The organism is Paraburkholderia sp. CI2 (assembly GCF_014201055.1).
Classification (GTDB): Bacteria; Pseudomonadota; Gammaproteobacteria; order Burkholderiales; family Burkholderiaceae; genus Paraburkholderia; species Paraburkholderia tuberum.
In genome coordinates this window covers 99,845-122,095 of sequence record NZ_JACHDL010000005.1, presented here as the reverse complement: position 1 = coordinate 122,095, position 22,251 = coordinate 99,845, and the positions used below count along the sequence as shown (strand labels likewise).

The 22,251-nt window shown below is 64.7% G+C and carries 17 protein-coding genes; 11 read left to right on the top strand and 6 right to left on the bottom strand.

Translation table 11 applies throughout. From position 1 onward, the window contains the following. Positions 1-122: 122 nt before the first annotated feature. The 8 genes from HDG32_RS09615 to HDG32_RS09580 all read left to right on the top strand — a co-directional run bounded on the left by HDG32_RS09615 (position 123) and on the right by HDG32_RS09580 (position 12,730). Positions 123-1,166 carry a LacI family DNA-binding transcriptional regulator gene (locus tag HDG32_RS09615; protein ID WP_184065985.1) on the top strand — a complete coding sequence of 348 codons (1,044 nt, stop codon included), beginning with the start codon at positions 123-125 and terminating at the stop codon, positions 1,164-1,166. A gap of 87 nt (positions 1,167-1,253) precedes the next feature. Next, entirely contained in the window at positions 1,254-2,183 is a 930-nt protein-coding gene (gene rbsK / locus HDG32_RS09610) for a ribokinase (protein WP_184065982.1), read from the top strand. A 357-nt stretch (positions 2,184-2,540) separates the two neighbouring features. Then, positions 2,541-4,337, top strand: a complete 1,797-nt coding sequence (locus tag HDG32_RS09605; protein ID WP_184065979.1) for a methyl-accepting chemotaxis protein — start codon at positions 2,541-2,543, stop codon at positions 4,335-4,337. A 369-nt stretch (positions 4,338-4,706) separates the two neighbouring features. Further along, positions 4,707-5,468: a 2-keto-4-pentenoate hydratase gene (locus tag HDG32_RS09600; RefSeq protein ID WP_090805819.1), complete on the top strand. Its 762-nt coding sequence runs from the start codon at positions 4,707-4,709 to the stop codon at positions 5,466-5,468. A gap of 582 nt (positions 5,469-6,050) precedes the next feature. Continuing rightward, positions 6,051-7,973: a PrkA family serine protein kinase gene (locus HDG32_RS09595; RefSeq protein WP_184022724.1), complete on the top strand. Its 1,923-nt coding sequence runs from the start codon at positions 6,051-6,053 to the stop codon at positions 7,971-7,973. Positions 7,974-8,135: 162 nt separating this feature from the next. Beyond that, positions 8,136-9,407 carry a YeaH/YhbH family protein gene (locus tag HDG32_RS09590; RefSeq protein ID WP_184065976.1) on the top strand — a complete coding sequence of 424 codons (1,272 nt, stop codon included), beginning with the start codon at positions 8,136-8,138 and terminating at the stop codon, positions 9,405-9,407. 233 nt (positions 9,408-9,640) lie between these two features. Then, positions 9,641-11,164 carry a SpoVR family protein gene (locus HDG32_RS09585; RefSeq protein ID WP_184065973.1) on the top strand — a complete coding sequence of 508 codons (1,524 nt, stop codon included), beginning with the start codon at positions 9,641-9,643 and terminating at the stop codon, positions 11,162-11,164. A 258-nt stretch (positions 11,165-11,422) separates the two neighbouring features. Further along, a complete protein-coding gene (locus HDG32_RS09580; protein ID WP_184065970.1) occupies positions 11,423-12,730 on the top strand; it encodes an MFS family transporter in 1,308 nt (435 codons plus the stop codon). A 135-nt stretch (positions 12,731-12,865) separates the two neighbouring features. On the opposite strand, the gene HDG32_RS09575 is transcribed toward HDG32_RS09580, so the two are convergent. From HDG32_RS09575 to HDG32_RS09555, 5 genes are all read right to left on the bottom strand, one after another. Further along, positions 12,866-13,093, bottom strand: coding sequence for a hypothetical protein (locus HDG32_RS09575; protein ID WP_184066341.1), 228 nt, complete (start codon positions 13,091-13,093; stop codon positions 12,866-12,868). Next, complete coding sequence (locus tag HDG32_RS09570) at positions 13,059-14,174, bottom strand: glycosyltransferase family 2 protein (protein WP_184065967.1); 1,116 nt, start codon at positions 14,172-14,174, stop codon at positions 13,059-13,061. The genes HDG32_RS09575 and HDG32_RS09570 overlap by 35 nt, the downstream gene beginning before the upstream one ends. Before the next feature lie 227 nt (positions 14,175-14,401). Then, entirely contained in the window at positions 14,402-14,629 is a 228-nt protein-coding gene (locus tag HDG32_RS09565) for a hypothetical protein (RefSeq protein ID WP_184065963.1), read from the bottom strand. A 77-nt stretch (positions 14,630-14,706) separates the two neighbouring features. After that, complete coding sequence (locus tag HDG32_RS09560; protein ID WP_184065960.1) at positions 14,707-15,636, bottom strand: LysR family transcriptional regulator; 930 nt, start codon at positions 15,634-15,636, stop codon at positions 14,707-14,709. Between the two features lie 94 nt (positions 15,637-15,730). Next, positions 15,731-17,128 carry a DHA2 family efflux MFS transporter permease subunit gene (locus HDG32_RS09555; RefSeq protein WP_221307682.1) on the bottom strand — a complete coding sequence of 466 codons (1,398 nt, stop codon included), beginning with the start codon at positions 17,126-17,128 and terminating at the stop codon, positions 15,731-15,733. Positions 17,129-17,279: 151 nt separating this feature from the next. On the opposite strand from HDG32_RS09555, the gene HDG32_RS09550 reads away from it, so the two are divergent. Next, a complete protein-coding gene (locus tag HDG32_RS09550) occupies positions 17,280-18,140 on the top strand; it encodes a LysR family transcriptional regulator (protein WP_184065957.1) in 861 nt (286 codons plus the stop codon). 41 nt (positions 18,141-18,181) lie between these two features. Here the strand turns inward: HDG32_RS09550 and HDG32_RS09545 are convergent, their stop codons facing one another. Next, on the bottom strand, positions 18,182-18,538 hold the full coding sequence (locus HDG32_RS09545) for a carboxymuconolactone decarboxylase family protein (RefSeq protein ID WP_409340017.1): 357 nt from the start codon (positions 18,536-18,538) through the stop codon (positions 18,182-18,184). Positions 18,539-18,680: 142 nt separating this feature from the next. On the opposite strand from HDG32_RS09545, the gene HDG32_RS09540 reads away from it, so the two are divergent. Together HDG32_RS09540 and HDG32_RS09535 are read left to right on the top strand one after the other, a co-directional pair. Continuing rightward, positions 18,681-19,739: an NAD(P)/FAD-dependent oxidoreductase gene (locus HDG32_RS09540; RefSeq protein ID WP_184065954.1), complete on the top strand. Its 1,059-nt coding sequence runs from the start codon at positions 18,681-18,683 to the stop codon at positions 19,737-19,739. 513 nt (positions 19,740-20,252) lie between these two features. After that, positions 20,253-22,226, top strand: coding sequence for a PAS domain S-box protein (locus HDG32_RS09535; protein WP_184065951.1), 1,974 nt, complete (start codon positions 20,253-20,255; stop codon positions 22,224-22,226). The last annotated feature ends 25 nt before the right edge of the window (positions 22,227-22,251 follow it).

Here is a 22,251-nt window from a genome sequence, read left to right as displayed (position 1 = left end):
ATGAAACCGCATGGGACCGGAGTAAGCGCTAAAGCGCTAACTCCGTTCGACCGCGATGAAACCGCATGGGACCGGAGTAAGTGCTAAAGCGCTAACTCCGTTCGACAGGAGAGCAACAGGTTATGACGACGATCAAGGATGTGGCGGCGGTGGCGGGCGTGTCGTTCACGACGGTATCGCACGTCGTGAACAACTCGCGGCCGGTGTCGGCCGATGTGCGCGCGAAAGTCGAGCACGCGATCCGTCAACTGCACTATGTGCCGTCGGCGGTCGCGCGCTCGCTGAAGGCGCGCGCGACCGCGACGATCGGACTGGTGGTGCCGAACAGCACGAACCCGTATTTCGCGGAGCTCGCGCGCGGCATCGAGGACGGCTGCGCGCGCAATGGCTACTGCGTGTTCTTCTGCAACTCCGACGATGACCCCGCGAAGCAGCGCAACTATCTGCGCGTGCTGCAGGAAAAACGCATCGACGGGTTGATCGTCGCGTCGGCCGGCGACGACGCCGTGCTCGCGCAGGCGCTCGCCGACGCGCGCGAGCCGCTCGTGGTGGTGGACCGCAACATCGAGGGAGTCAGCGCGGACCTCGTGCAGATCGATCACGAGAAGGGCGCGTATCTGGCCACCCGTCATCTGCTCGAGCTCGGGCATGTGCGGATCGGTTGCATCACGGGGCCGGTGCAGACCGCGGTCAGCGCGATGCGGGTGCACGGTTTCATTCGCGCGATGGCCGAACGTGGCATCGAGATTCCGGCCGATGCGATCGTCGAAAGCGATTTTTCGGGGACGGGCGGACATCGCGCGGCCGCGCAGCTGTTCGATACGGTCAGGCCGTCGGCGATTTTCGCGGGCAACGACATGATGGGCATCGGCGCGTTGCGCGCGGCGGCGGAGCGCAATATCAGCGTGCCGCGCGATTGCTCGATCATCGGTTTCGACGATATCGAGCTGGGCCGCTTCACGTTCCCGTCGCTGTCGACGGTCGGACAGTCGGTGCGCGCGCTTGGCGACACGGCCGCGCAGACGCTGATCGACCGGATCGCCGAGGCGTCGTCGAACAGCACCGCGCGGGCGCCTGCGCGCCGCCGCGTGGTGTCGCCGCGGCTGATCGTGCGGGAGTCCACCGCGACATGGGCGGGCGCGGAACGGCGGGATCTGGCGGCCTGATGCGCCGGATCAAGGACGCATGAGGGGCGCTCGAAGGACGCGCGCGCAATGGCGACGCGACCCGTCGCGCAACGGAGGACAACTCGAGTGGCAAGCAACCCAACGCGCGCACGCGTCACGGTGGTCGGTAGTCTGAACATGGACCTCGTGGTGCGTTCGCCACGCCTGCCCCAACCGGGCGAGACGCTGGCCGGCCGCGGCTTCGCGCAGGTCGCGGGCGGCAAGGGCGGCAACCAGGCGGTCGCGGCCGCGCGGCTCGGCGCGCAGGTGTCGATGCTCGGCTGCGTCGGTGCCGATGCGAATGGCGCGCAGCTGCGCGCGGGCCTCGAAGCGGAGCGCATCGACTGCGCCGCGCTCGAAACCGGCAGGGAGCCGAGCGGTGTGGCGCTAATCGTCGTCGACGATGCGAGCCAGAACACGATCGTGATCGTCGCGGGCAGCAACGGCGAGGTCACGCCGGCCGCCATCGCGCGACACGAAGCGACGCTCGCCGCCGCCGCCGTCGTGATCTGTCAGCTCGAAACCCCGCCCGAATCGGTGCGCGCGGCGCTGGCGGCGGCGCGGCGGCTCGGTAAGACCGTGATCCTGAATCCGGCGCCCGCCACCGGCCCGTTGCCGGCCGACTGGCTGCCGCTGATCGACTACCTGATTCCGAACGAACTCGAAGCCGCCGCGCTGAGCGGTCTCCCCGTCGACTCGCCCGAGGACGCCGCACGGGCCGCCGCCGCATTGCGTGCGGCCGGCGCGCGCAACGTGCTGGTCACGCTCGGTGCGCGCGGCGTGCATGCGTCGCTCGAAGGCGCGGCCGCGACGCTGTACGACGCGCCGCGCGTCGAGGCGGTCGACACGACCGCGGCCGGCGACACCTTCATCGGCGGCTTCGCGGCGCAGCTCGCGCAGGGCGCGAGCGTCGATGCGGCGATCCGCTTCGCGCAGCGCGCCGCCGCGCTATCGGTGACGCGCGCGGGTGCCCAACCATCGATTCCGACGCGCTCCGAGGTCGACGCACTGGACTGATGCCGCGGCGGCATTGGCACCGGGCACGCTGCCTGATCGAACTGTCCTGCTACCGCTTCGGGCGACTCCGAACGGGTCGCATCTCCACCCATTCCCGCCGCCAAACCGTCAAAAATCGTGCTTTGACGAATATCGCCGCGTTTCCCTACGCGCCGCGAACACACTCATTTCCAGTCAACTTGCTTTCAACGTCTTACAACGTCTTTGTTCATACCTTTTAAATGCTTCAAGTCTATGAGTGCGCCGCCGTAAACGGAAATTAGAGCGCTCTTTCAAAAAAGCGCCGGACCCAACACACGCCGCTCCCACGCTGCGTAGGCAGCAGCCTCTCATTGAGTACAGCACACAGGACCAAGCATGTTGAATAAAGGCATCACGATCAAGGCGCGAATTGGCCTCACGATGGCGTTCCTCGCCGCGTTGCTGGTTGCGATCGGCGTTTTCGGTCTGTTCGGCATGAGCCGTTCGAACGACGCCCATGAGGACACGTTCACCAACGCGATGCCGGGCGCGGTGAACATCGGCAACGCGGAAATCTACGCGGCGCGCGAACGACTCGCGCTCGACCGCGCCGCGTTCCTGGTCGGCACACCGGAAGCGGCCACCACCATCGAGCGCGGGCGCATGCTCGGGGGCACGTCCGACATGTGGTGGAAAAAATATCTCGATCTGCCACGCGACGCGGACGAAGACCGGCTTGCGCAGGACGTCGCCGCGAAGCGCAACGCGCTGCATCAGCAACTCGAAACGTTCGCGGCGGTGATCACGGCGAACGATCAGGGCAAGCTGGTCGAGCACGCGAAGAATCTGCAGGTCGTCTTCAACGACCTCGTCGGCGCCGACGACGCGCTGCGCAAATACCAGTTCGATTCGGCCAGGGAGGGCTTCGACTCCGCGCAGAGCAGTTTCCAGACGTTCCGCGTGGTCAGCATCGGCGCGCTGGTGATCGGCGTACTGGCGGCGGCGCTGTCGTATCTGACGCTGAGCCGCTCGATCGCGCGTCCGCTCGACGAAGCGCTCGGCCACTTCGATGCGATCGCGTCCGGCGATCTGCGTCGTCCGGTGATCGCGACATCGCGCGACGAAATGGGGCAACTGCTCGAAGGAATCGCCAGAATGCAGCGCAGCCTCACCGAAACGGTGCGCAGCGTGCGCGGCGGTAGCGAGTCGATCGCGACCGCGACGCGCCAGATCGCGGCGGGCAACATCGACCTGTCGTCGCGGACCGAGGAGCAGGCGTCGGCGCTGCAGGAAACCGCCTCGAGCATGGAGCAGCTGACCGGCACGGTGCGGCAGAATGCCGACAACGCGCGCCAGGCGAGCGCGCTCGCGGCCAACGCGTCCGAGATCGCCAACAAGGGTAGCGCGGTGGTCGGCCAGGTGGTCGGCACGATGGGCGACATCAACCAGAGCTCGGCGAAGATCGCCGACATCATCTCGATCATCGAAGGCATTGCCTTCCAGACCAACATCCTCGCGTTGAACGCAGCCGTCGAGGCGGCGCGCGCCGGCGAGGAGGGGCGCGGCTTCGCGGTCGTCGCGGGCGAAGTGCGCAGCCTCGCGCAGCGTTCGTCGGCGGCGGCCAAGGAGATCAAGGAGCTGATCGATACGTCGGTCGAGCGCGTGCAGTCGGGCTCGGCGCTCGTCGACGAGGCCGGCCGCACGATGAGCGAAATCATCGGCGCGGTGCAGCGCGTGACCGACATCATGGGCGAGATCGCGGCGGCGTCGGAGGAGCAGAGCGGCGGCATCGACCAGGTCGCGCGCGCGGTCACGCAGATGGACGAGGTCACGCAGCAGAATGCGGCGCTCGTCGAGGAAGCGGCCGCCGCCGCGTCGTCGCTCGAGGAGCAGGCGGCGCGGCTGCGCAGCGCGGTCGCGGTGTTCCAGGTCGACGACAGCGGCCGTGGCGGTCACGAAGCGGCGTCGGCGCTTGCGGCGCCGAAGCGTCCGGTGTCCACGAGCCCGGTCGCTACACGCGCACGCAAGCTCACGCCGGCTACCGCGCAGGCGGCGTTGCCGGCGAAGTCATCGATCCCGGCCGCGGCCGCTGTCGCGCCGCCGGTAGCGGCCGCCTCCACGCCCACGCCCACGCGCGCGCCGGCCAGGTCCGCGGCGACGGCCGGCAGCGATCGGGATTGGGAGACCTTCTGAGCTGGCTCGGATTCAGGTGTACATGGGCGGCGGCGCTGTCGTGCCTCAGGTGAGTCGAGACGCGCCGTGCGGCGCAACAGCCGTTCCCGTTCCCGTTCGCTAGCTGTCCGGCATCCGCGTCGCACCCGCGACGATCGCTTCGCGAAAAGCCGCGCCTGGACACCCCATGCGCGGTTTTTTTTCAGCTCCGGCAAGAATTAACGTTTGCGCGCCGACGCCTTTCACCGGCGCGTGTCGCGATCCGGTACATTGACGGGCACGGCCCCGATCCGTTTGCGCGGCGCGCGGCTGCCCGCACCTCCAACAGGTGGTTCCCACATATTGCTACGTCCTGCGAACCCTGCCATGCGCCAGCCACAAAGAACCGACATGACGCGATACGATCTTGCGCAACGCCTCGTCGAGGCACGCCGGCAGCGCCGGCCGATCGACGCGCCCGCACCCGACAGCCTGCCGCCCGACGCGGCGACCGCCTACGCGATCCAGCAGGCGGTGATCGTGGGCCTCGGCGAGTCGACCGGCGCGTGGAAGATCGGCGCGAAGTCGCCGGGCGGCGCCGCGTCGGGCGCACCGATTCCGGCCTCGCTGGTGATGCCGTCGCCAGCGAGGCTCGCGCATGACGGCTTCTTTCGCGTGCTGGTGGAGCTCGAGATCGCGTTCCGCTTCGACGTGACGATCGAGCCGCGCGCTCAGGCGTATGCGCGCGACGAGGTACTGTCGAAGGTCGGCGCCGTGCTGCCGGCCATCGAGATCGTCGACAGCCGCTTCGCCGAATGGCCGAATGTCGCGCCGCTCGCGCAGTTGGCCGACGCGCAGAACAACGGCGCGCTGATCACCGGCCATCCGGCCGTCTATGCGAGCCTCGCGCGCGGCTTCGACTTCGTGTCGCCGGAACTGGAGCTGAGTTTCAACGGCCGCTCGCTGATACCGGAAGTGACCGGCAATCCGGCAGGCGATCCGCGCGAGCTGCTCGTGTGGTTCGTCAACCATTGCGCGGCGATGGGCATCACGATCGAGCGCAACTGGACCTTGACCACCGGTTCATACGTCGGCGCGCACAAGATCGACGAACCCGGCATCGTGCGTGGTCATATCGACGGATTGGGTGAAGTGGAAATTGAACTGACCTGATCGATGCTGCGGCGCTTGTAACCGCAAATTACAACGCTTGATTCCAAACGGCTGCCCGCGTGCAGCCGTTTTTATTTTGGCGAATTTGAAACGGTGGCAGTCTTTGAATCGTCAACCTGTTCGAATGCATTTGTTGCAACCTTGCCGCTTCCACACCTATGAGAGCGCCGCGCGTTCGTCACGTGCATGCTTTTTGTGACGAAGTGTGCGTGCGCAGACAGCCGCTTTTTGGTGGCGGGTCGACGGTGCGGGTACGGGATGTGCAATAGCAACGCGGTGACTTGACGCGATGCAGCGGTCCGGCGAAGTCCTGCAGGAGCACTGAATAGCGATGCGGTGCTGAAGAAAGTAGCGATACAGCGGTGCAGCAGATGATGTGACTGGTTGCTGTGTGAGTAAAAAAATTGTAGGTGGTCGAATCTCTGTTTCCAGGTGAGGATTGTAGCGTGGCGGTTACGGCGCGATTTTCGCAACGTAGTCCGTGAAAAAAAATTTAAAAGGGTTTAGGATGAATTCGAGCGATGTCGTTTCCGAATAGCGCGCCGCGCACGACATCGCCCCAGACTTCGGCGAGGAGGTAGCATGGATATCTACAGCAGTTTCGCGACCCGCTTCGAGAAAACACGGGAGGACGAACTCTCGCTCGAGGAGTATCTCGCGCTCTGCAAAGACAATCCCGCCGCGTACGCCACTGCGGGCGAACGCATGTTGACGGCAATCGGAGAACCGGAACAGATCGACACTCGCAACGATCCGCGTTTATCGCGTATCTTCGCGAACAAGGTCATCAAGGTATACCCCGCATTCCGTGAATTCTACGGAATGGAAGAGGTGATCGAGCAGGTGGTCGCCTACTTCCGGCATTCGGCCCAGGGGCTCGAAGAAAAGAAGCAGATCCTGTATCTGTTAGGACCGGTCGGCGGCGGCAAGTCGTCGATCGCGGAACGTCTGAAGCAATTGATGGAACGCGTGCCGTTCTATGCGATCAAGGGCTCGCCCGTCAACGAATCGCCGCTCGGTCTGTTCGACTACGAGGAAGACGGTCCGATCCTCGAAGAGCAATATGGCATTCCTCGTCGCTACCTGCGAGGCATTCTGAGTCCGTGGGCGGTCAAGCGCCTGCACGAGTACAACGGCGACATCCGCAAGTTCCGCGTGGTGCGCCGCTATCCGTCGATCCTTCGCCAGATCGCTATCTCGAAGACCGAACCGGGCGACGAGAACAATCAGGACATTTCGTCGCTGGTCGGCAAGGTCGACATCCGCAAGCTCGAACAGTACGCGCAGGACGATGCCGACGCGTACAGCTACTCGGGCGGCCTGTGCCTCGCGAATCAGGGCCTGCTCGAGTTCGTCGAAATGTTCAAGGCGCCGATCAAGGTGTTGCACCCGCTGCTCACGGCGACCCAGGAAGGCAACTTCAAGGGCACGGAAGGCTTCGGCGCGATTCCGTTCGACGGCATCATCCTCGCTCACTCGAACGAATCGGAATGGAAGGCATTCCGCAACAACCGTAACAACGAGGCACTGCTCGACCGGATCTTCGTCGTCAAGGTGCCGTACTGCCTGCGCTATAGCGAAGAGGTCAAGATCTACGAGAAGCTGCTGCGCAACTCGTCGCTGGCCAACGCGGTCTGCGCGCCGGGCACGCTGAAGATGATGGGGCAGTTGTCCGTGCTCACGCGTTTGCACGAGCCGGAGAACTCGAGCCTGTTCTCAAAGATGCAGGTCTACGACGGCGAGAATCTGAAGGACACGGACCCGAAGGCGAAGTCGTATCAGGAGTATCGCGACTTCGCGGGCGTCGACGAAGGCATGACCGGCGTGTCGACCCGCTTCGCGTTCAAGATTCTGTCGCGCGTGTTCAACTTCGACTCGACCGAGGTCGCGGCCAATCCGGTGCATCTGATGTACGTGCTCGAACAGCAGATCGAACGCGAGCAGTTCCCGCCGGAAACCGAGCAGAAGTATCTGTCCTTCATCAAGGACGTGCTCGCGTCGCGCTATGCGGAGTTCATCGGCAAGGAGATTCAGACCGCGTACCTGGAGTCGTACTCCGAGTACGGTCAGAACATCTTCGACCGCTATGTCACGTATGCGGACTTCTGGATCCAGGATCAGGAGTTCCGCGACCACGACACCGGCGAGAGCTTCGACCGTGCCGCGTTGAACGCCGAGCTGGAGAAGATCGAGAAGCCCGCGGGCATCAGCAATCCGAAGGACTTCCGCAACGAGATCGTGAATTTCGTGCTGCGTGCGCGGGCTGCGAATGCGGGCAAGAACCCCGCGTGGATCAGCTACGAGAAGCTGCGCGTCGTGATCGAAAAGAAGATGTTCTCGAACACGGAAGAGCTGTTGCCGGTGATCTCGTTCAACGCGAAAGGCTCGGCCGAAGAGCAGCGCAAGCATGAAGACTTCGTCAATCGCATGGTGGCGAAGGGCTATACGCCGAAGCAGGTGCGCTTGCTGTGCGACTGGTATCTGCGCGTGCGCAAGTCGTCATGATGCGCGCATGATACTCATGGTGTGCCGCCCGTACGGTTCGACCGTACGGGCAACCGGCGAGGCGCAAGCCGCATAGCGTTGCACTGCGCGGCGGGCGTCTCGCGCACCCGAAATATTAGTGCGGCCGCAGGGAATCGCGGTTGCATGGACGGGAGACCGGGCGTGCTTCATCAAATCATCGACCGCAGGTTGGCAGGCAAGAACAAGAGTATTGCGAACCGTGAGCGCTTTTTGCGCCGCGTCAAAAACTATATTCGTCGTGCCGTTTCGGAGGCGGTGCGCGATCGCAGCATCAAGGACATCCAGAACACCCAGAGCATCACCATTCCGCGCAAGGACATCGCGGAGCCGTCGTTCCGTCATGGACCGGGCGGCCGGCGCGAGATGGTGCATCCCGGCAACTCGGACTACATCCGCGGCGACAAGATCCAGCGCCCGCAAGGCGGCGGTGGCGGCGGCGGAGGCGGTCAGGCCAGCAACGAGGGCGAGGGTCAGGACGACTTCGTGTTCGAGCTGAGTCGCGAAGAGTTCATGCAGTATTTCTTCGACGACCTCGAACTGCCGCGTCTCGTCAAGACCCATCTGATGGCCGTGCCGACGTGGAAAAGCGTCCGCGCGGGCTGGGCCGCGGAGGGCACGCCAAACAATATCGACGTGGTGCGCTCGTTGCGCAGCGCGCTCGGCCGGCGCATCGCGCTCGGCGCGCCGCTCGTCAACCAGTTGCACGAAATGGAGCGGCAGCTGGAAGAGTTGAGGGCCGATCCCGCCGATCGCCGCGACGAGATCAAGCTGCTTGAAGACGACATCCACCATCTGAAAGGACGCATCTGGCGGATCCCGTTCATCGATCCGTTCGATCTGCGCTACGTGAATCGCGTGAAGCAGCCTACGCCGTCGAGCCAGGCGGTGATGTTCTGTCTGATGGACGTGTCCGGTTCGATGGACGAGCAGCGCAAGGATCTCGCGAAGCGCTTCTTCATCCTGCTGTACCTGTTCCTGAAGCGTAACTACGAGCGCATCGAAGTCGTGTTCATCCGCCACCACACGCGCGCCGAGGAAGTCGACGAAGACACGTTTTTCCACTCGACCGAAAGCGGCGGTACCGTGGTGTCGAGCGCGCTCGAACTGATGCGCAAGGTGATGGACGAGCGCTATTCGCCGACTGAATGGAACATTTACGGCGCCCAGGCGTCCGACGGCGACAACTGGACCGACGACTCGCCGAAGTGCCGCAAGATACTGTCGGATGACATCCTGGAGAAGGTGCGGTATTTTGCGTATATTCAGGTGACGCCCGAAGAGCAGAATCTGTGGCTCGAATACGCGCAACTGGCGCTGTCGCAACCGCACATGGCGATGAAGAAGGTCGAAACCGCGGCCGATATTTATCCGGTGTTTCGCGAGCTGTTCGAGAAGCAGGCGGCGACTTCCTGATGGGATGCTGGTGGCGCACGAAGCGCCTGAACGACGAAGCGCGCGGCGATTCGTACGACAAGGGGTGACCCGCCGTATGACCGCGCCGCAGCGCAACAAAGGCGTGCCGCAGCGACAGTCGGGGCATGCCGAGGCAGGAGCGGCCAGCACGGGAGCCGCTCGCGCCGGAGCAGTCCGCGATGCTGCAGCACGGGACACACCGGAACGCCCAACGAGGGCAAAGGGAAGTCCGTATGAACGTAGCCGATAGACGGCCTCTGCCGTGCCCGTCCGACTGGACCTTCGAATTGATCGAAGAGTACGACTCGCATATTGCCCGTGTTGCGGAGCAATACGAGCTCGACGTGTATCCGATCCAGCTCGAACTCATCAGCGCCGAACAGATGATGGATGCCTATGCGTCCGTCGGCATGCCGGTGAACTACCGTCACTGGTCGTTCGGCAAACATTTCCTTTCCACCGAAAAAAGCTATCGCCGCGGCCAGATGGGGCTCGCGTACGAAATCGTCATCAATTCGAACCCCTGCATCGCGTATCTGATGGAAGAGAACACGATGACGATGCAGGCGCTCGTCATCGCGCATGCGGCCTACGGTCACAACTCGTTCTTCAAGGGCAACTATCTGTTCCGCTTATGGACGGACGCGCACGCGATCATCGACTACCTCGTCTACGCGAAAAACTACATCGCGGAATGCGAGGAGCGCTATGGGCTCGATCGCGTCGAGGAATTGCTCGACTCGTGCCACGCGCTGATGAATTACGGCGTGGACCGCTACAAGCGGCCGCAGAAGCTGTCGCTCCAGAAGGAGTTCGCCGCGCGTCGCGAACGTGAGGCGTATCTGCAGTCGCAGGTCAACGAGTTGTGGCGCACGTTGCCCACGCGCCATACGCCGCTGCCCGAAGAGGTCGAGGGGCGCTATCCACCCGAGCCGCAGGAAAACCTGCTGTATTTCGCGGAGAAAAACGCGCCGCTGCTCGAAGCGTGGGAGCGCGAGGTGATCCGCATCGTGCGCAAGATCGGCCAGTACTTCTATCCGCAGCGGCAGACCCAGGTGATGAACGAAGGCTGGGCGACGTTCTGGCACTACACGCTGCTCAATACGATGTACAACCAGGGCAAGCTCGAAGACGGCTTCATGATGGAGTTTCTCCATTCACACAGCAACGTCGTCTATCAGCCGCCGGTCACGAAGCCGTATTACAGCGGCATCAATCCGTATGCGCTGGGCTTTTCGATGATGAGCGATATCCGGCGCATCTGCGAAGCGCCGACCGACGAAGACCGCAAGTGGTTTCCGAATCTCGCCGGCAGTCCGTGGCTGCCCGCGATGCACTACGCGATGCGCAACTTCAAGGACGAGAGCTTCATCGCGCAGTATCTGTCGCCGCATCTGATCCGCGAAATGCGCCTGTTCTCGGTGCTCGACGACGACATGCGAGACGCGCTCGAAGTGTCGGCGATTCACGACGATAGCGGCTACCAGTACGTGCGCCAGGCGTTGTCGCGGCAGTACGACATGCATCACCGCGAGCCGAACATTCAGGTGTGGGCCGTCAATACACGCGGCGATCGCAGCCTGACGTTGCGGCATTTCATGAGCGACAACCGGCACCTGTCGTCGGATAGCGACGAGGTGCTCAAGCACATGGCGCGCTTGTGGCAGTTCGACGTGTACCTCGAGAGCGTCGACGAAAACGGTACCGTCAGAAAACGGCACGACTGCCGGTATATGCCGCCGTCCGTGAGAATATGAGCGCCGCCTGACTCCCGCCTGAGCGGTCCGTGTCGCCCGTCAAGCCCCTGCCAGTCCCGAACTGGCAGGGGCTTCGTTCTGTTGGTGCGCAAATCTGGCCGACCCAGGGCTTTCATCAGGCCACGCTGACAAAAAACCTTCTGGTGCTTTCATTTATGTAAAATTCGCGCACCCGCGACGGCCGCTCAGGCTGGGCGCGCGACATCAAGGCGGCGCCACGACCGTCCTCTTCGTTTAAATAAGGAAAAAGACACCAGCATGAACGACCAAACCGAACAATACGTCGTGGCCTCGGCGCACGACACACGGCGGCGCATTTTTGCAATCGTCGGCGCTTCATCGGGCAATCTCGTCGAGTGGTTCGACTTCTATGTGTATTCGTTCACGGCGCTTTACTTCGCGCCGTCGTTCTTCCCGAGCGGCAACACGACCACGCAGTTGCTGAACACGGCCGGCGTGTTCGCCGCGGGCTTCCTGATGCGGCCGATTGGCGGCTGGTTCTTCGGGCGGCTCGCCGACAAACGTGGTCGCCGCACCGCGATGATGGTGTCGGTATTCATGATGTGCGGCGGCTCGCTGGTGATCGCGATGCTGCCCACCTACGCGCAGATAGGCGCGCTCGCGCCGGCGTTGCTGCTGCTCGCGCGGCTGTTGCAGGGGCTGTCGGTGGGCGGCGAATACGGCACCAGCGCGACCTACATGAGCGAAGTCGCGTTGAAGGGCCGGCGTGGCTTTTTCGCGTCGTTCCAGTATGTGACGCTGATCGGCGGCCAACTGTGCGCGCTGCTCGTGCTCGTGACCCTGCAACAGACACTGACGACCGAAGAGCTGAAGGCGTGGGGCTGGCGTGTGCCGTTCGTGATTGGCGCCATCGCCGCGTTGATCGCGCTCTATCTGCGTAAATCCCTTGATGAAACCACCACCGCGGCGATGCGCCAGCGCAAGGAAGCGGGCACGCTGCGCGGGCTGTGGGAGCACAAGACCGCGTTCATGACGGTGCTCGGCTTCACGGCCGGCGGCTCGCTGATCTTCTATACGTTCACCACCTACATGCAAAAGTACCTGGTCAACACGGCCGGCATGCACGCGAAGACCGCGAGCTCGGTGATGACCGCCGCGTTGTTCGTCTACATGCTGATGCAGCCGGCGTTCGGCGCGTTGTCGGACCGCATCGGGCGGCGCCGCTCGATGCTGTGTTTCGGCCTGTTCGCGACCCTCGGCACGGTGCCGCTGCTGCATGCGCTGAAAGACGTGACGAGCCCGTATGCGGCCTTCGCGTTGGTCGTGGTGGCGCTCGCGATCGTCAGCTTCTATACGTCGATCAGCGGCCTGATCAAGGCGGAAATGTTTCCACCGCAAGTGCGTGCGCTTGGCGTAGGGCTGTCGTATGCGCTCGCCAATGCGATCTTCGGCGGCTCGGCGGAATATGTCGCGCTGTGGCTGAAGTCCGCCGGTGTCGAGACGATGTTCTTCTGGTACGTGACGGCGCTGTGTGCACTCGCGGGTATCGTGTCGCTGCGCATGCGCGATCCGTCGTCGGAAGGATATCTGCGGCACGAGCCGTGAACCGCTAGTCGGGCACGGCGAAACGTCGTGCCGCGATGGCAGCGTTCAAGCGGCGGTCCAGGGCAACCGGGCCGCCGTTTTTCATGGCATCGACGTTTGCGCGTCAATCCGCAAGCGAGGATCAGCGCGCTTCGCTCAACTGACGACGATCCGTGTCCCCCACGCATGCAGCAGGTCGCGCAGGCTATCGGCCTGTTCCATCCTCGCGCCGCTGCGCAGATGAATCTGCACCGCGCGGCCGGCGATGCCGTCGATCGGTTGCGCGAACCATAACTCGACCGCGAGACCTGGTCCGCGCTCGCGCCGGTCGCGACGCGCCTGTCGCGGCTCATACCGGCTTCGGCCCGTTGTCGACGAACTCATCGACCCTCGCGGCCTCATTCACCGTGGCCGCGCCAACAGCCGCGACCGTCGCCATCGAAGGCGTCGCCGCTACGCCGGCGACAGCATCGGCCGCCGCGCGCGGCGTCGGCAGACGGCCACGCCAGGCCGCGCGCGCCAGCATCAGCAGATGGTAGTAAAGCCGCGCGCTAAAGCCGTAGTTGTAGGCGAACAGATGCGCGCGCGCGATGCGCCAGGCCGCGCGCGCCTCGCCGTTTCTCGCGTGAATCGACACCGCGATCGGTACGAGCCGCCGCAGCGCCTGCCGCCGCGACGGTTCGAGCGGCGCCGGCAGACGCAGCGACTTCACGAACGCATAGGCGCTCAACGTTGCGGCCATGCTCGTGCCGCGCGTGCTGTGCGAGACCGACGTCGCGGTCTTCCGATACACCGACACATAGTCGTGCAGATAAAACACCTCGCGCGCGGCCAGGCATAGCTCGGTGCCGAACACGTAGTCGCAGCAGACGCCATACCGCGCGTCGTAGCCGACCCGCTTGACGAGCCGCGCGTCGGCCATCCAGCCATTGTTCGGAAACATCTGGATCAGGCCGGTGCGGCCCGCGAGCGGCTGGAGACCCTCGCGGGCCTCAGTGCGCCGGAACGCCTCGTTCAGGCGCGCGCTCGCGGCGAGATCGATCGCGCCGTCGTGATCCGCTTCGTATTGCGCACCGAATGCCGCATCGAGCCGCGGATAGCGCTGCCATAACGACACGAGTTTGTCGACGGCGTCGCTCGTCAGCAGATCGTCGTCGTGGATCAGCAGGATCTTGTCGCCGCGCGCCCGCTCGAACAGGCTCGACACATTGCGCGCCTGGCCAAGCGGCGGCTCGTGCTTCTCGTAGCGCACGCGCGGCTCGTCGCGGTAACGCTGCAAGATCAGTTGCCGCGAGCGCGCGTCCGTCGAATCGTCGCCAATCACGATTTCGACATGCGGATAGCTTTGCGCGAGGCACGAGTCGACGCATTCGATCAGCAGGTCGGGACGATTGCAGGTGGGCACGCAGATGGACACATGGGCGACGGCCGCACGGGCGAGGGGAGAACTTGACGCGTTGGACATGATGACGCCTTTTATCGATCGGAAGCGGCAAAAACCGGCGGAAAGCGGCAGCCGGTTCGCAGGGCGCACACCTTGCTGCAAGCAGCAAAATAGTCCAAGGCGTCAAAAAAATATTCGGTAAAAATGAGGAAGAAATGTTTGCTTACAGAAAGGTGCTGGAAGGAAAAAGTGATGCGGCCCGGGTGCACGACGCAGCCAGGGCCGCTCTGATACAGGGTTCTATTTTTTCAACCGACTGACGGTTCGCCCTCGCCGGACTTTTTGCCCGGACGGTCCGCCGGAGACTGCTTGTGACCTTCGTCGTGGCGCTCGGGCATCTTGCTCTTCGCGTTGTCGCTATGCACGGCGCGGTGCGGATGCGCGAAATCCTCGGTCTGGGCGCTGGCCTCGCTTTTCGATTCGTTGTCGGCCGCGCTTTTTGCTTCGCCTTGGGATTTTTCCGTCGTTTTGCTCATCGCTGCTCTCCTGGAGGGAAGACAAGCCTCCGGCAGCAAGACCCGGACCCGGGCGGGAGCAAACAGACGTTCCGCGCTCAGGCAACCGCGTGGCGCGGCCTGCCGCCCGTCAGCGACATGATGAAGTCGAGAAACGCGCGCACCTTGGCCGGCGGATGGTGCCGCGACGGATACAGCGCATACAGCGGGTACACCTCGTCGCCCCAATCCGGAAAGAGCTCGATCAGCTTGCCGCTCGCGAGCAGCGACTCCGCGCCGAGCGCGAGAATCTGCGCGATGCCCTGGCCCGCGATGCATACGCTATGCAGCGTGCCGACGTCGTTGACGGTCAGCCGCCCCTGCGGCGTCAGCGCGAGCTGCTTGCGGCCGCGATGGAATTCCCAGCTGAACGGATAACCGGTGAGCGGATCGCGAAACTTGATGCAGATATGCCGGCCGTCTTCGAGCTCGCCCGGATTCGCCGGCTTGCCATGCTTCTTCAGATACGACGGCGCCGCGACGGTCAGGATGCGCGTATCGAGCAGCTTGCGGGCGACGAGCGTCGACACCGGCGGGTCGCCGAAGCGGATCGCGACATCGAAGCCGTCCCCGACCATGTCGCCCAACTGGTCGCGCGTGACGAGTTCGAGCTGCAGGTCCGGATGTTTGTCGATGAAGCCGCCGAGGCGCGGCCCGAGCACGAGCCGCGAAAAGAACGGGTCCATGTTGACGCGCAGACGGCCCCGCACCGCGGTCGCGCCCTGCGCGGCGGAGGCGGCCGCTTCCTCGAGTCCGCCGAGGAGCGGCACGATCTGCTCGTAGAAACGCCGGCCTTCGTCGGTCAGCGTGACCGAGCGCGTGGTGCGGTCGAACAGACGAATGCCGAGGCGTGCTTCGAGCCGGGCGACCGAACGGCTTACGCCCGATTGCGACATGTCGAGCGCTTCACCAGCGGCCGCGAAACTGCCGCAATCGACGATCGCAGTCAGGACGCCCATGCCGTTCAGCACGCGCTCATCGAATGGCATCGGGGCTCCCTGCCTGGTAGCCATGGATGCCCGACATGCTAACGCTAAGACCTTTCGAATGCATGCGCTGGCACGCGATGAAACGCGTCGCGTCTCAACGCCCCGCGCTCGCCGCAGCCTGGCCGCGAATCACGCGCGTGCCCGACGGGTCGTCGAGGTGGCGGAAGATCCACGCGGACACGAGCGTGATCGCGCCGACGCACACGAATGCGAGCCGGAAGCCGAGCGCCGCCGACCATTGCGCCGCGAACAGATTGACGAGCCCGCCGCCGATCGACACGCCAAGCCCGATCGCAAGCATCTGCACCATCGAGAACAGGCTATTGCCCATGCCGGCGTCTTCGTGCGACAGGTCCTTCAGCGTGACACTGTTCATCGCTGCGAACTGCATCGAGTTGGCCGCGCCGAACACCGCGAGGATCGCGATTTCGATCACGAGCGGCGTGCCGAGCGAAATCAGCGAGAACGCGACGATCGCCGAGCCGACGATGATCGTGTTGACGAGCAGGAACGTGTCGTAGCCGTAGCGGCGCACGAGCGGCGCGATCCAGCGTTTCGCGAGCGTGCCGGCGAGTGCCGCGGGCAGCATCATCAGACCCGAGTGCAGCGGCGAGTAGCCGAGCTGCAATTGCAGCAGCAGCGGCACGAGGAACGGCACCGCGCTCGAACCGACCCGGCATACGAGGTTGCCGATCAGGCCGACGCTGAAGTTCGGCTCGCCGAACAGCGACAGCTTGAACAGCGGATCGCGGCGGTTTCTGGCGTACGGAATGTAGGCGAGCGCGCTGGCGACGGCCAACGCGAACAGCCCCGCCGACCACGCCGCGCGATGCGAGGGGACCGGCGCGTCGATCGCGAGCGAAAACGCGATCATGCACGACGACAGCAGGGCGCAGCCGATCACATCGAACGGCGGCGCCTGCGCCTCGTCATGCGACGGCAGAAAGCGGTGCACCGCGTACAGACCGAGCGCGCCGATCGGCACGTTGATCAGAAAGATCCAGTGCCACGTGATCGCCTGCACGAACCAGCCGCCGAGCGTTGGCCCGGCGATCGGGCCGAGCTGCCCCGCGATCGATATGAACGCGAGCGCCGACACGTATTGCTCGCCCGACACGCTGCGCAGCACCGCGAGGCGTCCGATCGGCAGCAGCATCGAGCCGCCGAGGCCTTGCAGCACGCGCGCCATCACGAGCTGGCCGAGCGTGTGCGCGCTCGAGCAGCAGATCGAGCCGAGCACGAACACGAGAATGGCGGCGAAATAGACGCGGCGGGTGCCGAAGCGGTCGGCAAGCCAGCCGGAGGCGGGCGTCAGCATCGCCATCGTCAGCGTGTAGGCGACGACGACCGGTTGCATCGCGAGCGGCGCGACGCGCAGGCTGTTCGCGATCGACGGCAGCGCGGTGTTGACGATCGTCGTGTCCAGCGACTGCATGAAGAAGCCGGCGGCGACGATCCATAGCAGGGCGGTTTGAGAGGAATCCTTGGTCATGTTTTCGACAGCGGGCGCGGCGGCGGCAAAGCGGCGCCAGAGCGGGGCCAGGTGGAATTCCGTCATCTTATTGACATCCTCGTCAATCGGGAACCCCACTAAGCCCGCTGACTGTTATCGACAATGCCGATAAGCGGCGCCACAATCACGCATGCTCAATCCAATCTGGCTCAAGACCTTCTCGACCGTCGCGGCTTGCCATAGCTTCACCGAAGCGGGGCGGCGGCTCGACCTGACGCAGTCGAGCGTCAGCGAACATATCCGGCGCCTCGAACAGAGCGTGGGCCGGCGCCTGTTCCTGCGCGACACCCATTCGCTCGCGATGACACCCGACGGCGAAGCGATGCTCGCGCATGCGAGCGTGATCCTGCAGGCGCTGTCGCGCGCGGAATCGCAGTTTCGCGCGCCGCGTCTGAAGGGGCGCGTGCGGCTCGGCTCGTCGGACGACATCGCGCTCGGCCCGCTCCCCACCGTGCTCGCGGCGTTTCGCAACGCGCATCCCGACGTCGAACTGGAAATCACGATCGGCATGACGGGCAGGCTCTACGAGTTGCTCGACGCGGGCGCAATCGATCTGCTGGTCGGCAAGCGCCGGCTCGGTGACCGGCGCGGCGTGCCGCTTTTCACCGGGCGCCTCGAATGGCTCGCGCGGACCGGCACGCTCGTCGATCTGAGTCAGCCGCTGCCGCTGATTCTGGTCGCCGAGCCGAGCGTGACGCGCGCGGTCGTGCTCGATGCGCTCGCCGAAGCCGGCGCGAGCTGGCAGATCGTCTGCACGAGCAGCAGTCATTCCGGCTGTATCGCGGCCGCGCGCGGCGGACTCGGCATCACCGTGCGGCCGCAGTATCTGGCCGCGCGCGGCCTCGCGCCGCCGTTGAATGCGGCCGGACTGCCGACGCTGCCGTCGGTGGAATTCATCGCGCTGGCGGCGAAGCGCTTGAGTCGCCCGGCGGGCACGCTGCTGCAGTTGCTGCATGACAGCGACTTGCGCGGGTCGTGGATCGGGGAGTGAGGCGGGCAGTGCGTCGCCTCATGCTGCCGTCATGCCGCCGCTCAGGCCGGCATCTTCCGGAACGAGATCGCGAAGCGGTTCCATGCATTGATTGCCGAGACGAGCAGCGTCAGGTCGACCAGTTCCTCGTCGCTGAAATGCGGCCGCACCGCTTGCCATACCGCGTCGGGCACATGATCGTGCGACACCAGCGTGAGCGCTTCGGTCCACTCGAGCGCCGCGCGTTCGCGGTCCGCGAAGAACGGCGTTTCGCGCCACACGACGACGGTCGCGAGACGCCGCTCGGTTTCGCCGCCCTTGCGCGCGTCCGCCGTATGCGTATCGACGCAATACGCGCAGCCGTTGATCTGCGACGCGCGCAACCGCACCAGTTCTTGGCCGATTCCAGGTATTTTCAGGTAGCCACTTTCGGGCGTTGAGCGGGCACGCCTAGCACCCTTACCGTCGACGATGGCATCGTTGCCGCGTGCGGGCCGATTCGGTATGGTGGGTCATCGACGCTTCCATTACGCCTTTCACCGTGATCCGGAGACCTGCCCCATGACCGTTGCCACCGATCCGTCCGCTGTGCCCGCCTCGCCGATCCGCACCGATGTCCTGATCGTCGGCGCCGGTCCCGTGGCTCTGTTCGCGGCATTCGAGGCCGGCGTGATCGGCCTCACCTGTCAGATCGTCGACATACTCGGACGGGTCGGCGGCCAGTGCATCGAGCTGTATCCCGACAAGCCGATCTACGATATCCCCGCGATTGCGTCGTGCACCGCGCGCGAACTGGTCGAGCGACTGGTCGCGCAGTGCAAGCCGTTCGATGTGCCGATTCATCTGGAACAGCGCGTCGACACGGTCGAGCAGCGCGACGACGGACGCTGGACCGTGCGCACGCAGCGCGGCCTCGTGTTCGACGTCGCGGCGATCCTGCTCGCCGCCGGTAACGGCGCGTTCGTCCCGCAAAAGCTCACGCTCCCCGAGGCCGTGCCGCTGGAAAAGCGCTACGTGCACTACAGCGTGCCGCGCCTCGCCGATTTCGCCGACAAAAACGTGGTCGTCGCGGGCGGTGGCGATTCGGCGCTCGACTGGGCGCTGGCACTGCGCAAGGTCGCGCGGCGCGTGACCCTCGTGCATCGGCGCGCCGGCTTCAGCGCGGCCGATTCGAGCGTCGAGCTGATGCGGCGCGCGGTCGATGCTGGCGAGATGGACTTCGTCGTCGGCGGGATCGCGGCGCTCGATGTGGAAGACGGCGCGCTGCGTTCGCTAACGCTGCGGCAGGTCAACGGCGAGACACAGCTCGAAGCCGACCATCTGATCGCGCTGTATGGACTCGTCGCCGATCTCGGACCGATCGCGCAATGGGGACTGACGATTCATGGCGGGCGCGTCGACGTTGATACTTCGAACTACGAAAGCTCGCGGCCGGGCATTTTCGCCGTCGGCGACATCGCAAACTATCCGAACAAGCAGAAGCTGATCCTGTCGGGCTTTCACGAGGCGTCGCTCGCGCTGCGCAAGGCGTACGCGTACGCGTATCCCGACAAGAAACGCGTGCATGTCCATTCGAGTTACGACGCGAAGCTCGCGGAAAAGATCGGCGCGGTGGCTTGACGGGCGCGCCAGCGCAGCAGCGGTTTCGACTCGCGACGCGTGCCGATTCGCAGCGATGTCGTGCCGGGCCGGCCGTTGGCATCACGCGACGGTCGGCCGCCGTTATCTGCTCGTGTTCTCGCGGCAGGCAGTATTTTCCAGCGGGTCGACTCGCGGCGGCCGAGGCGCTCGCGGCCTTGTCTTTCTTTCTTTCTTTCTTTCTTCCTGGCCTCATGGCGGCCGATCGCGCAGCCCGCCGCGTCGTGAATACCTTTTTCAATTGACACGCCTGTTTTTGCCAACGAAGGGCAAAACGGAAAGCCGAAACCGCAGCGCGGCGACGTTTTCCGTCATGACCCGCTAGCTGTCGCGGGGCTCGTCGTTATAAGCTTGGCGCCTTATCAGCCGGCGCGCGAGCGCCCTTGGCGACGCATCCCGGCCCCTCCGTGGACCGCGCAACCGCTTGCGCGACGGCTTCGCCGCCGGCCAGGCGCGAGGTTTGCTTAAGACGAAAATTCCAATGACGTGTCCGCCATGACCCAGCTCGATGCTTCTTCTTCCCGCGACTACGGCGGGCCCGCTCCAGTGCAGGCCGAGGCCGCGCCGTCAGCGCCCGTCGGCGTCGATTATTTGTCGCTCGTGCAGGCGATTTCGGACTACGCGATCTTTCTGCTCGATGCGAAAGGCAACATCGTCAGCTGGAATGTCGGCGCGCAGAAGCTGAAGGGCTATGCGGAGAGTGAGATCGTCGGCCAGCATTTCTCGCGCTTCTATACCGAGGAAGCCGTTGCGCGCGGCTGGCCGACCTACGAGCTGGAACAGGCGGCGCTGACCGGCCGTTTCGAAGATGAAGGCTGGCGCGTGCGCAAGGACGGCACGACGTTCTGGGCGAACGTCGTGATCACCGCGATACGCAACCAGAAGGGCGAGGTCACGGGCTTCGCGAAGATCACGCGCGACCTGACCGCGCAGCGCGAATACCTCGAAGCGCTGCGCCAGAGCGAGGAGCGCTTCCGTCTGCTCGTCGATAGCGTGAAGGACTACGCGATTTTCATGCTCGATCCGCAAGGCTTCGTCGTCAGCTGGAATTCAGGCGCCGCGCGCATCAAGGGCTATACGCACGACGAAATCGTCGGCCGGCACTTCTCGCAGTTCTATGTGCCCGAGGAGGCCGCGGCCGGCAAGCCCGCGCGCGAGCTCGCGATCGCGCGCCAGATCGGCACCGTCGAAGACGAAGGCTGGCGCATGCGCAAGGACGGTTCGACGTTCTGGGCCAACGTGATCATCACGGCCGTCTATGACGAATCGCGACGCTTGCGCGGCTTTGCAAAGGTCACGCGCGATTTGACCGAGCGGCGCCGGCGCGAGGAACTGGAGCGCTCCGGGGAGCGCATGCGCGAATTTCTCGCGACGCTCGCGCACGAACTGCGCAATCCGCTCGCGCCGGTGCGCAACGCGATTGGCACGATGCAGATGGAAACCGATCTGAGCCCGGTGGTCGCGCGGGCGCGCGATCTGATCGATCGCCAGGTCACGCACCTGACGCGACTCGTCGACGATCTGCTCGATATCGGCCGCATCATGTCCGACAAGGTCGAACTGCGTATTGCGCGCGTCGATCTCGCCGAGCTCGTCGCGCGCGCGATCGAAGCGGCGCGGCCGTTCACCGACTCGCGCGAGCAGCGCGTGGTCGCGCATGTACCCGACGCTCCCGTGATGATTCGCGGCGACATGACGAGGCTCGTGCAGGTCCTGCAAAACCTGCTGCACAACGCGTCGAAGTTTTCGCCGAACGGCAGCGCGATCGAGCTGCAGGGACGTGTCGACTTTCGCATGGCGGTGCTCGAAGTGCGCGACCCCGGCTGCGGCATTCCGGTGCGCTCGCTCGACAAGATCTTCGAACTGTTCGCGCAGGAGAAGGAAGGGCAAAGTTTCGGCGAGGGCGGCCTTGGGATCGGCCTGACGCTGTGCAAGTCGCTCGTCGAAATGCACGGTGGCAGCATCGTCGCGAGCAGCGAAGGACTGGGACTCGGCAGCACGTTCACGCTGAGTCTGCCGCTCGCCTCCGCGCAGTCCGACACCGCGGAGAGCGGCACGATCAATGCCGCGCCCCACGTGCAGCCGCTGCGCATTCTCCTCGTCGACGACAATCGCGATTCGGCCGACAGCCTCGCGATGCTGCTCGAACTGAAGGGCCACGAGGTGCGTATCGCCTACGAGGGCGAGCAGGCGCTGCAGATCTCGCCACGCTTCTCGCCGCATCTCGCGCTGATCGACCTCGCGATGCCGAAGATGGATGGCTATGCGACGCTCGCGGCGATGCGCGCGCTGCCCGAGATGTCGCGCACGATGTACGCGGCGATGACGGGTTTCGGCCATGCGAGCGATCTCGATCGAACTCGCCACGCGGGTTTCCATGCGCACCTCGTGAAGCCGGTCGAGATGGTGGTCCTCGACGCGTTGCTCGCGAAGGCGGATGGACGTCTGAGCGGAAGCGGCGGGACGTAGCCGCTGTTTCGCTGCGCGGCTGCCT